11 protein-coding genes and 1 tRNA gene are annotated in these 10,169 nt (G+C 64.2%); 2 read left to right on the forward strand and 10 right to left on the reverse strand.

All coding sequences use genetic code 11. The features are described 5' to 3' along the window. A partial coding sequence (locus HUK84_RS05570; protein ID WP_176639387.1) for a site-2 protease family protein occupies nucleotides 1-378 on the reverse strand: 378 nt, incomplete at its 3' end. Between the two features lie 147 nt (nucleotides 379-525). Continuing rightward, nucleotides 526-699, reverse strand: a complete 174-nt coding sequence (locus HUK84_RS05575) for a hypothetical protein (protein ID WP_176639388.1) — start codon at nucleotides 697-699, stop codon at nucleotides 526-528. 32 nt (nucleotides 700-731) lie between these two features. Between HUK84_RS05575 and HUK84_RS05580 the strand changes: the two genes are divergently transcribed. Then, a complete protein-coding gene (locus HUK84_RS05580) occupies nucleotides 732-1,106 on the forward strand; it encodes a hypothetical protein (protein WP_176639389.1) in 375 nt (124 codons plus the stop codon). A gap of 80 nt (nucleotides 1,107-1,186) precedes the next feature. Here the strand turns inward: HUK84_RS05580 and HUK84_RS05585 are convergent, their stop codons facing one another. The 6 genes from HUK84_RS05585 to HUK84_RS05610 all read right to left on the reverse strand — a co-directional run bounded on the left by HUK84_RS05585 (nucleotide 1,187) and on the right by HUK84_RS05610 (nucleotide 8,759). Continuing rightward, complete coding sequence (locus HUK84_RS05585; protein ID WP_176639390.1) at nucleotides 1,187-2,170, reverse strand: glycoside hydrolase family 113; 984 nt, start codon at nucleotides 2,168-2,170, stop codon at nucleotides 1,187-1,189. After that, nucleotides 2,167-3,609: a hypothetical protein gene (locus HUK84_RS05590; RefSeq protein ID WP_176639391.1), complete on the reverse strand. Its 1,443-nt coding sequence runs from the start codon at nucleotides 3,607-3,609 to the stop codon at nucleotides 2,167-2,169. Before HUK84_RS05590 ends, HUK84_RS05585 begins: the two co-directional genes overlap by 4 nt. After that, on the reverse strand, nucleotides 3,606-5,474 hold the full coding sequence (locus HUK84_RS05595) for a glycosyltransferase (protein WP_176639392.1): 1,869 nt from the start codon (nucleotides 5,472-5,474) through the stop codon (nucleotides 3,606-3,608). The genes HUK84_RS05590 and HUK84_RS05595 overlap by 4 nt, the downstream gene beginning before the upstream one ends. A 16-nt stretch (nucleotides 5,475-5,490) precedes the next feature. Further along, nucleotides 5,491-6,408 carry a hypothetical protein gene (locus tag HUK84_RS05600; protein ID WP_246285434.1) on the reverse strand — a complete coding sequence of 306 codons (918 nt, stop codon included), beginning with the start codon at nucleotides 6,406-6,408 and terminating at the stop codon, nucleotides 5,491-5,493. Beyond that, the gene (locus tag HUK84_RS05605) at nucleotides 6,392-8,281 is read right to left on the reverse strand and encodes a cellulose biosynthesis cyclic di-GMP-binding regulatory protein BcsB (protein WP_176639393.1); all 1,890 of its coding nucleotides are present in this window, start codon (nucleotides 8,279-8,281) and stop codon (nucleotides 6,392-6,394) included. Before HUK84_RS05605 ends, HUK84_RS05600 begins: the two co-directional genes overlap by 17 nt. A gap of 199 nt (nucleotides 8,282-8,480) precedes the next feature. Further along, nucleotides 8,481-8,759, reverse strand: coding sequence for an IS3 family transposase (locus HUK84_RS05610; protein ID WP_176639394.1), 279 nt, complete (start codon nucleotides 8,757-8,759; stop codon nucleotides 8,481-8,483). A gap of 107 nt (nucleotides 8,760-8,866) precedes the next feature. On the opposite strand from HUK84_RS05610, the gene HUK84_RS05615 reads away from it, so the two are divergent. Further along, the gene (locus tag HUK84_RS05615; RefSeq protein WP_218064230.1) at nucleotides 8,867-9,442 is read left to right on the forward strand and encodes a hypothetical protein; all 576 of its coding nucleotides are present in this window, start codon (nucleotides 8,867-8,869) and stop codon (nucleotides 9,440-9,442) included. Between the two features lie 28 nt (nucleotides 9,443-9,470). On the opposite strand, the gene HUK84_RS05620 is transcribed toward HUK84_RS05615, so the two are convergent. Together HUK84_RS05620 and HUK84_RS05625 are read right to left on the reverse strand one after the other, a co-directional pair. Continuing rightward, a tRNA-Glu gene (locus HUK84_RS05620) sits at nucleotides 9,471-9,546 on the reverse strand. Between the two features lie 134 nt (nucleotides 9,547-9,680). After that, nucleotides 9,681-10,052 carry a hypothetical protein gene (locus HUK84_RS05625; RefSeq protein WP_176639396.1) on the reverse strand — a complete coding sequence of 124 codons (372 nt, stop codon included), beginning with the start codon at nucleotides 10,050-10,052 and terminating at the stop codon, nucleotides 9,681-9,683. Nucleotides 10,053-10,169 lie beyond the last annotated feature (117 nt).

The following is a 10,169-nucleotide window of genomic DNA, read 5'->3' on the forward strand; positions in this document are numbered from 1 at the left end:
GGCCAGGCTGGGCCGGGTGCCGGTCGCCGCGAACAGCACCAGCGCGATCACCAGGTTGACCGCCGGTCCGGCCAGGGCCACCAGCAATTCCTGGGTCGGGTTTTCGGGCATCCGCGCCAGACGCGCGACGCCGCCGATCGGCAGCAGCGTGATGTCGGACGTGCTCACCCCGAAATGTCGCGCCATCAGGATATGGCCGAATTCGTGCAGGACCACACAGACGAAGACCAGCAGGATGAAGACCACCCCCTGCCAAGCCGCATCGGGACCGCCCTGCGCGCCGGCAACCATCGCCACCCAGAGCAGAAGCAGAAAGAACGTCACATGCACCCGAATGGCGGTGCCGGCGACGCGACCCAGTGGGATCGACCATGTCATGACGGCGCTCCGAAGGGCTGGGCCCCATGCGTGGGGCCTGTGCCCGCAACGCGCCGCAACGTCGCCGGTTCGTGCCCGCCGGACTATTCACTGCCGCCGGACCAGCAGCCGGCCACCCATAGCCGGCCACCCGTCACACCACGCGGGCTATATCCAGCGCCACAGGCACCACGCGAGATAGCCGATCACGCCCCAGATGATTCCGGAAATAACAAGCCATATGACGAGTGCCCGGTAAAATCCGCCCGACGGCATGATTTTTTTCTGGATCAGGCGACCGAAACCCGCATCCCAGCGAATATTCTGGCTGAAACTCGACATGGCAATTCCTGCATCCACGAAGCGTCGATTAAATGAATTTTGAAAATTCTTGTAGTAATCTCGGAATGCGCAATCAGGCTCCGCTGCCTGAAAAGTCCACGGCCACAATATCGCCGCATTGTTTGGAATTTGCAAGCAAATGGGAAAAAACCGATTTCGCACCGTTCAGGCCGGCGCATATGCGCCGGCAAGGCCCCATTTTCAATGGCCATGAACCTTCCCGCCGCATTAAAGCGGCGTTCCGCCCTCCCACGTCGCGACGCCGCTACCGGGCCTCAGGCTCGGCGGGCACCATGGTCCCCCGCACCAAATTCCAACGTCAGAAGATCGTCCGCGGTTTCCTGATCCGGCTGCCAGATGATGCTATGGTCAGGCCGAGCATCCGGCTCGCCTCGCCGTATGGCTAATGACCGTCAAGTAACGCTACGGCGGCCCGATACGCACCGGAAGAACGCACGATGGGCCACTGGCCCGGCTTTGGGCCGCCTTACTGGAACCTGAACATGGGCCGGTGAAGGACTGCCTCGGCAGGTTTCCGCTGGATCGTGAAGTCCGAATTGTCAGGGCCGCCATCCATCGGGTCAGTATACCAGCACCAGATCGACAGCCCGCTGACACCATGTCTCGTCAGCACGTCACGCCACTCCAGAAGCGCGGTCTTCTGGATCTGCAAATCGACGGGGACGTGAAGCTGCTCGGGGCTGAGCCAGGGGCGCCGCAGCACGTCCTCGCCAGAGCGGATGCCAAGTTCCGCGACCCAGACAGGCCGCCTCCAGCGCTTGCCGAGCGCCCGGAGATGCTGCGCCACGTCCGTCATCGTCGCGAGACGGCCGGCCCTGTCATTCGGCAGGGCGGTGTAGAGACTGGTCGCAACGGCATCGAACAGGTCCCAGTGTGTGAACTTCTCGGCCTGGTCGAGCCCGTCTGTGTCATAGACCAGCGTGCCGGCATAGCGGGCGCGCACGGCTCTGACGAAGGCGGGCCACTGCGTGGCCGTCTCCACGCCGCGCATCTCCGTGCCCACGAAGACAGTCTTCACGTCTTCCGCACGGGCGACGTCGAGAAGCGGCGTGATCGCCTTGAGGTAGTTGTCGAACCACAGATCGGGATGCGCCGGGGCGACCTCCCCTGCCCAGTGGCCGGGAATCCAGAGATGGATCTTCAGCACGGGCGCCATGCCCGCCGCCCGTATGTCGCGCAAACCCTTTCGGATCGTCTCGGGCTGGCTGTCCGACCCGAGGACGGGCGTGTCGGATTCCGGCCTGTCCTGCCAGGTGAACGCCACCAGCAGGCCGCGATCGGCACCCGCGGCGGCAAGGCTGTGCATGGACGCCCGTGCGGCGTCCGATCCCCACGGCGCATCGGGTGACATCTTGATGTTCGCCGAGGTCCAGTACGCCGGCGAGCGGAGCAGGAACAGCCCTCCCGAAATCACAAGGAGGAATCCGAGGATGAGGCCGAGACGTTTCATTCGGGAGCGCCCCTGGACCAAATGCGATAGATGCCACGCGAAAACGCCAGCCTGTCACCCGGCCGGCCCGTGAACCATATATCGGGCATCGCGGCGTTGATTTCATCCACGTCGCCGGGCTCCGTATGCGGCCTGACCGTCAGGACGGATGCGGCATCCCTGTGCAGATCCGGCCTGCGGTCGACGACATCGGCGGGCATCACGAGCATTCGCGCCGTTCCCGCCAGGGCGATCACCCGGTAATCCGTCACCGGGTCGACCGCGATGGGCTGGGACGACCGGACAATCCAGGCGGCGGCGCCGCGCTCGGCGGCGTCGCTCAGGACGTGCCTCCCGGTGAGGGCCTGCGCCCAGCCATTCGTCAGGGAGGAACCCGGCACGGCGAGGAGCGACCAGCCGAGCCCGAGCGAGGCGACCTGCGCCGCAAGCACGGTCAGGCGTCGCCGCCGCGGGGTATAGCGGGCGAGAACGACCAGGGGCGCCAGGAAATAGGGCAGGTAATCCAGTGCGTGGAACGGCAACATGGCGGCGGCGCAGATCGCGGGCGCCGAAAGCACCGTCAGCAACATGACGGCCGATGCGCGGCGTACCGGCTTGTCGAGGCTCGGGGTGAGCAGAAAGACCGTCGGAAAGAAGGCCAGGCCGGCAAGCGCGAAATACGGAACCCTCTCGAGACGGTCCGCCATCGCCGTGCTCCGCAACGGCCCGTCCCATGAGAAATCCTGCCCGGTCCCGGCATTGAGGGGGGCGAGGAAGGGCGAGAACGTGCCCAGCCCGGTCCAGTGAAGATAGCCGAGGGCAAGCAGGGACATCACGACCGGCGTGCCGACGACGAGAAGATAGGCCACCGGCCGCTCGCTCGCGTCGCCCGTCGTGCGCATCAGCCCGATCCAGGGGATCAGCCCGAGCATGACGACGACGGCCGTCGGATCGGTGAACAGGAAGATCGCCGAACCCAGGGCGAGCAGCAGGAACCCGCCGATATCCGGCTTTTCCGCCACGCGCGTCACGGCGGAACAGACCAGCCCGAAGACGAGAACCGCAACCGCCTTCCCGCCCATGGCCGTAGCGGACCACAGCACGATCGGGTTCAGGGCGATCGTCAAGGCGACGAGACCCGTCCAGACGGGAGAGGGCCGCCCGGCGCGAGGGGCGGCGACAAGCCCGACGAGCAGCGACCCGGCAACGAGCGAAAGCGCCGTCGGCACGATGCCGTGGAGTTCGCCCAGAAGCGGCGCCACGCCCTCATAGATCGCATCGGGGATGTCATAGGGAAGTGAGGCCGTGAAATGGTTGCCGTTGGGCAGGCCCCGGACCATGTGGTCCGCGATCTGGCGAAGGGTGAGATCGCTGACATAGCCGTGGCCGAAAAGGGTATAGGCCGCCAGGCCGAAGATCACGGCGACCCAGGACGTGATGCAGAACCGGGTCAGGATCACGGGCTGATCCCCTCAAGCTCGCTGGCGGTATGCTTGCTCAGCCCGTGCTGCGTCTTCTCCCAGTAGAAGGGCTTCGTGATGAGCTGGATCAGCCCCTTGTAGACCGCGATGGACTGGAGCGCCCAGTAGAACGGCACGGTCAGGGCATAGGGCGCGAGGTGCTGGTAGCGTCTCTTGAAGCAGCACAGAAGGTAGGTATAGATCAGAAAACCGTTTCCAAGCAGAAGGTTGATCGAGTTCAGAAGGATTATGCGACCCGAAAAGGCGCCGATCCCGATCTTGATGCCCAGAACGGTATAGAGAAGAAGGATCGCCCAGAAGAACGGTGCCAGAAGCGCCGTCATGAACGTCCCGCCGATGAAGAACTGGAACCCCCAGAAGCCCACGCCGCCCGTCTTGCGGTAGAAGTCGATCGGGTGGCGCATATGGACGAGATAAGTCTGCATGTAGCCCTTGAGCCAGCGCGAACGCTGGCGGATCCAGTTCGGGATGCTGACATTCGCCTCCTCATAGGTCGTGGAATTCACCACCGCCACCTTCCATCCGCGCTGCGTGATGCGAACGCCCAGATCGGCATCCTCGGTGACGTTGTAGGGGTCCCATGCCTTCAGCGAGCGCAGGGCGTCTATGCGGAAATGGTTCGACGTGCCCCCCAGGGGGATCGGTATGCGAAGGAACTCCAGCGCCGGCAGATACAGGTCGAACCACGAGGTGTATTCGAGGGTGAACATCCTCGTAAGCCAGTTCTCGGTGGCGTTGTAGTAGTTCAGGCGCGCCTGAATGCACACGGTGTTCGCCGGCATCTTTCGGAAGGCCATCAGCACCTTCTTGAGCTGGCTCGGCTCCGGCTTGTCCTCGGCGTCATAAATCGTCAGGAACTCGCCCCGGGCAAAGCGAAGCGCGTAGTTGCAGGCCTTGGGCTTGGTTCGCGGCTGGGACGGCGGAACGCGAATGATCTCGAAGGTGGATTCCAAGGCCAGCTTCTTCGCGGCGTCGATCGTCTCGTGATCGTCCTCTTCCAGAACCAGTTTCACGTCCAGCTTGGAGAGCGGGTAATCGAGATTGCGGAGCGCGTTGACAAGGATCGGAAGAACATCCGGTTCCTTGTACATCGGGACGAGAATGGTATAGACGGGAAAATCCTCGTCCTTGAGCGTCGCGAATTCGGCATCGCTCACCTTCACGTCCACGTCGCGTCGGCTCGCGACGCAGGAGAGAGCGAACTTGAGCGCGAAGCTGGCGAAGAATATCAGCGCGGCGATGAGGTTGGTAACGAAGAAGGTCGTCTCCGGCCAGAGGCAGAACGCCGAAAAGAGAATGGCCGCCACGAGGTAGAGGAACACGATCTGACGGGTCGTGAAGACCACGCGGCCTGAATGCTGCGGGTTCAGCCTGTAGAGCGCGTGAAGCGCGTCGTCGGAGAGGGTTTTCTGTCCGAATTCCTGCAAGCGCCACACGGTGTCGAACCTGCCGGTTCCCACGAAGGATGTCTGCGGCCCATGACGGCGGCGGAGGTCGGCCATCAGCTCGGGCGATGGGTCGGCGAGGGCGAAGGCAATGCCACCCGCCTCGTTCCGGCGCCAGGGGAGAAAGGATCGTGTCGCGTAAACGTCGATCTCGGCAGGGTCGAACAGGGTGGCGTCCGGAGTTTCCTGCATCAGGTCGACGAAGGAAAGCCCGTGGAACCGCGCCAGCTCGCGATAGAACACGACAGACTTCATCCAGCGTCGTGACAGGATGATGTCACCGAGGCGGGACTTCCAGGATTTCTGGAGATCGAGCGCGGCCTCGACCTGCCCTGCCGTGAGATGGCCATTATCGACCAGGAACTGCCCAAACGGGAGCTTGCCGAGAGGCTGGGTCATGATCTGCGAACTCCCGTCACGGCGCCCAATGCCCGCTGCCCCCGAACGGGATCCATATCCCCACGAAGGGGCCACCGCCGCTGCCCGTGTTGCGGCCAGCCAGATCGCGTTCGTATCCCGCCTGTATGCTTACGGGACCGAGGCGCTTGAGAAGCGAGAAGCGCATCTTCGTCAAATCGAAATTGGTGCTGCTGATCGGGTTCCCGACATTGAAGGCCACGCCGTTGTCCAGTGTCTGAATCTGGCTGAATTCCTCCATCAGGGTGAACCCGCCCCACAGCAGCGTCCCATGCGCCGCGTCGAACCGCAACTCATCGGCGCCGCGCCCCGTGCGGAAGCGTATGCCGCCGCTGAGGTCGATATAGGACCAGTGCCCGAAGAGCAGGTACGGCCGCCCGATCGCGTGGCGAAGCTCCACGGCGACACCGCCGACGCCCAGAGGCTGGCTGACATTATGGACCCGATAGGTCGGGACGCCGATCAGAAGCTGCGACGAGCCGACCCACGGGCCGTTCAGGAAACCGAGCGGGCGCATCTTGTAGCGCGCACCGAACTCCTGGTCGCCGAAACCGAAATTTTCGGTCTTGCCGAAATCATTGTCGTAGCCGACCTGGTTCAGCCAGAAATTGCCCAGAAGGGTCAGCTTGTTGGTCAGTCCGTATTCCACATAGACGTTCGTCTGGTTGACGTAGCTTTCGCCATTGTTGGGAAAACGGAAGAGATCATGGCTGTCGTTGAACCCGTGGGTTCCGCTCCAGCGATCCTCCTGGATGATGACGATTCCCTGGCCCGCCGGCTGCGTCCATGCGGCGGCACGCCCCTCCCTTGGGGCGGCGGATACCCCCGCGAGGGCCAGCGCCATCGTGGCCAGGACATTGCAGAACCGGGCGATGGATATGGTGCGGCCAGCCCCCATCTCAGGAGTCGCGCCCATCGGGATGATGACGACGCAGCTTGTCGAGGATCGACAGGAAGATCAGGGTAAGCGCGAACAACCCGCCGCCAAGCACCCACAGGCGCGCGTTCTGCACGCGATCGAGCCAGGACTGGCTCTCCGGGTACGAGACCGCCGGGGCGCGATCCGTGCCCGCGGGGAAGACGCGGGTATCGATGCTCGTGATCTGGCCGTTGCGGTCCATGAGAACGAGATCACCCGGCGCTGTATCGAACCCGAGCGGCCGGATCGCTGCGGCATCGACGTCGCTCTTGATCCACAGCCCGCGATCGCCGCCGCGACGCAGGACGGTCGCGAACTCGATCGTCGGAAGCGGCGGAGAATCGAGCAGGATGTTCCCGTTGCTCTCGACGATGCGGATGCGGCCCTGGTCGAAACGGATCGGCGCGGAGAAGCCGTCAGGCGTCTCCGGACGCAGCCACAGGAACGTCTGGCCCGGCGCGGGGACGGAAGTATCCGCATGGATCGTCAGGTTGTAGGGATTGAGCCTGAGATCGTTCACGACGCCCGAGAGAAGCGGCATCCATGCCGCCGGGTCGCGGAGCGCATCGGGCGGGAGATAGACGGGCGCACGCGCCTCGAAGCTGCGTCCGATCGTGTCGAGCGTGTCCGCCGGGGCGATGCCCTTCGTCGTGACGGTCGAGGAAGGAAGGATCTGCGCCCAGGAATGGGCCAGCGTCCCCTGGCAGTTGCCGGTGTCGTTCTGCCTGACGAGGACGAGGCGAAGCGAATCGCTGATCGGCCCGTTCGCCTCAACGAGCGGCAGGTTGACGGAAACGGGGCCGCCCAGCTCGGGCAGCGCCACGACGTTTCGCAGCGAGCCGTTGTCGAAGACGTGCAGCAGCAGCGGATTGCCGGGCAGGCTGGGCGGCACGACGAGATTGAGGTGCAGCCCGTCCGGCTGGCGACGACGCATCGTTTCCGGGGGAAGCGAGAACGTCCATGTGGCGCGTCCGTCCAGAGGAACGGCTTCGGCCGTGACGCCGAACTGGGCGAGGGTGAGCGCACGGGAGGCCGGGCCGTCCACCTGGTTCGGCGTAGTGCTGGACGAGAACTGGTCCGAAGCCAGAAGGTCGGTCCACGGGCCGAGAAGCAGCGCCTGCGGGGCGAGGGTCGAAACGACCAGCGACGTTCCGCCGGCGGGGTCGTGCATCAGCGCAAGCCCGCGTGCGGACCTGTCGCGCGAGATGACGATATCGGCCGGCATGGACGCATCATTCTGCCACACGGGCTGGCGCCCCTGCGAACGCAGATAGCTCGCCACCGCCAGGATCGTGCGGAACTCCTGCGGGGTCACCGCGCCGCCGGGAAGCCGCACGCGGGGCGACGGCCCAAGCAGGCTCAGGAAGGCGCGGACCGTCTGGCGCGCCGTATGGGCGTCATCGAACAGCAGCCCGCTATCGGGAAGGATACGGAGATAGCCGCGATTGGCCCTCTCCGTGATGCAGGGCATTGCAACGCCGATGAAGACAGGCACCACGCGCACTGCGATGAAGCGGCTCTTGAGGTCGTTCGGGCTCAGCGGGAGGGAGACCTGCCGCTCGGTCGCGGTTCCCGCGAGTTCGCCGATTGGAATTTGCGTGCGCGGAACGCCGTTGATGAAGACCTGCACGCTCGAGCCGCGCAGCAGACTCGGTGCGACTTCGAGATGAAGTCTCACGCTGGGATTGGCGAGCGTGACGTCGGAGGGAACGCGAAGATAGAAGCTTTCCGAGCCTGCATCATCGACGATCGACAGGCCGTCCGTAAGCCCCTGCTGGGCCAGTGTGCTGGCAGTCTCCGCATGAGCAGCGCCCAGGACAGGAAGAAACAGCACGGTTGCAAGGAGAGACAGGCGGACCCCGTAGGTCATTGATACCGTCCATTTCTGTGGGCACGAAGCATTGAAGTGGATGCGCCATGGCATATTGCATCTCTCTTGACAAGTGATTGGAAGCATTTGTCCCCTGCTACAGGGACGACACCTGTCGGAAATTGAACTGCCCGGCCGTACAGATCATCATGACCGCCAGTATTGACCATGATGACATGGCTTCCTGCCGCCAGCGGGATCAGCGACGCGACATTCTATAAATGGAAGACCCGTTAAGAACCCGGGAGGTTTCCGAAGCGAAAAGGCTGAATGCCGTGCTGGATAATGCTGCGCTCTCACGCATCAGATGACGGGCGCGCTTGCGGTTCACCAGACGCCCTTCCCCCCGCAGCATCGCCGTCATCCGCCACAGGCCCGGAAACGGCCAGGTCGGAAACAGCTCGTCGATCCGGCGCGTCAGCGCCAGGTCATTGCCGTTGGCCGCCTTCGGTTTCCGGAAGCCCCCCGAACGTGCCAAGCCGAGCAGCGCGCGTCGTCCTGACGCGCCTTAGTCGAGCAGGAGTAAAGCGATACATGCCTCCCGAGCCGCCCTTGCTAGTGAGTTGCGTCATGGCGCCCCCGCGCTTGGCGCAGAAGCGGGGCGACGATCTGTATGCCAAGATCGGGCAGTTGGCGATGAAACGGGATTTTTTAGCGTCGAGGTCCGGAAGAATGAGCGTGCCGGACCGCAGGGATCCCGCTCATCCGCGATGGGGCAGGCTGTCGCTGCGGCGGCAAGACGGGTGTGAGGGGCGCTCGATCCTCATGGACAAGCTTGCCCATCTCATTGCGAACCATCTGCAGGAAAGTCCGCTTCGGCCGGAATGGCCGGAAACGATACTCTCCAGCATCATCGATCGCCGCGAGCATCTGGCCGAACTCACCAGGCGCATCACCGAGGCCGAGCAGCAGGAGCAACGGCCAGGCCGGCTCTATGACGCGATCGAGCCAGGCACGACCGATCTGAATGACGCTGGGCTCAAGAAGCGGATTGTCGGGCTGGCGGCCATTCGGGCTCAGGCGAAGGCAGATACGGAACGCACCCAGGCAGCGCCCGCCATGCCGGCAGCCAGGCCGTCAGTCCCGATATGGCTGAGAGTCTTTCGTCCGAAAAGCCCGCCAGAACCCACGACCGCAAAACGGGCGCAAACGGCGTTATAGCTCTATCGTCCGTATCTCTATATTGAGATGGCGTCCCGTACGGGAATCGAACCCGTGTTACCGCCGTGAAAGGGCGGTGTCCTAGGCCGCTAGACGAACGGGACGCTGGACGAGGCAGCTTCTATGCCATCGCGGACCGGGACGCAACCCACCTTGAACAGAAATATTCACCGGATGGTCATTTTCCCGAGATCGCCAAGATCCATTGAATCCAGTCCATTACGCGGCGGCCTTCACCTCACGGCGTCAGAACCAGCCGTGCTGCGACACGGGCATGGGCCAGATCCCACAGGATGACGCGGTCGGGCCCGCCCCCCGACAGCGAAACCGCCAGCAGCCCGTTGCCCTGGCGGGTCATGCCGGTAATGTGGGTGCCCGGCGGTTCGTTCAGCGTCAGTTGGCCATGGGGTCCTTCGAACGGCCACGCGGCGCCGAGGCCGGCGGCGGCATGATCGGCTTCCGGCAGGCCGGGCGCCGGATGGGGGTGGGAAATCCGGTGGACCAGCACCCCCACCAGCACCAGCGAACCCACCACCAGCAACACGCCCATCCCGATGACCGCCGCAAGCAGCGCCCGCGATCCCGGGCCTTTCGACAATTGTACGTCCATGATCCTGTTCCGTGTCCCCCGCCGTCATTTTCCCGGCGGCCAATTTCCGTTAAGAGCCGCGCATGACCGACGACACCCCCCACCTGCCGCCCCTCCCGCCCGGCCGCATCGCCGCCG

This window comes from Nguyenibacter vanlangensis (assembly GCF_013376155.1).
Lineage (GTDB): Bacteria > Pseudomonadota > Alphaproteobacteria > Acetobacterales > Acetobacteraceae > Gluconacetobacter > Gluconacetobacter vanlangensis.